At 67.1% G+C, this 696-nt stretch carries 2 protein-coding genes; one reads left to right on the top strand and one right to left on the bottom strand.

Annotation, left to right across the window (positions count from 1 at the left end; translation table 11 throughout):
* The coding region (locus ACYVIH_RS15180) for an AraC family transcriptional regulator (protein ID WP_460870308.1) at positions 1-248 on the bottom strand (248 nt) is incomplete at its 3' end.
* Positions 249-436: 188 nt separating this feature from the next.
* Between ACYVIH_RS15180 and rbfA the strand changes: the two genes are divergently transcribed.
* Positions 437-696, top strand: a 260-nt coding sequence (gene rbfA / locus ACYVIH_RS15175) for a 30S ribosome-binding factor RbfA (RefSeq protein WP_460870307.1), incomplete at its 3' end; no start/stop codon positions are given.

Genomic DNA, 696 nt, shown 5'->3' with positions numbered 1-696 from the left:
GTCATGGCGCGCTCGATGCGCCGGGTCATGAGGTAGCTGTACGGCGATTCCCCGTACGTCGCCTTGAACTCGCGGCTGAGGTGGCCGGCGGAGAAGCCGACGCCCGCGGCGAGCGACTCGACATCGAGCGGGCTCGCGTACTCGCGGTCGATCCGATCCCGTACACGCCTGAGCAGCACGAGGTCGCGCAGCCGCTGGTCGTCGTCGCTCTTCCTTCCCACCAGGCCCATCTTGCCGTATCCCGGCATCGAGACGGCCTCTCGCCGTCGAGACCGTCTTCGGCCCTCTCGGTGCGAAGCGGTTTCGACGATAGGGGTCCGTATCGATTCTGCGGTGGTCGTCGTGACTGCCGGGCGCTGCTTGAGAGGTCAGAAAGGGCTCTGGGAGGCGGCATCCGCAGCCGTTCTCGGCCTCTCGGGAGCGGTAGGCTTGGAGCATGAGCAATCCGAGGGCCGGCAAGGTGGCAGAGCGCATCCAGCAGATCATCGCGCGCAGGCTGGAGAAGGGGCTGCGGGATCCGCGTCTGGGTTTCGTGACCATCACCGATGTGCGCGTGACCGGTGATCTGCAGCACGCGAGCATCTTCTACACCGTGTACGGAGACGAGCAGGAGCAGGCCGACTCCGCAGCGGCGCTGAAGGCCGCGACCGGCATGCTGCGCACCGAGGTCGGCAAACAGCTGGGCACCCGGCTCAC

This window comes from Nocardioides pakistanensis, from assembly GCF_054781215.1.
Note: the sequence above shows the minus strand (reverse complement) of the source record. Positions and strands in the feature narration are given on the sequence as shown.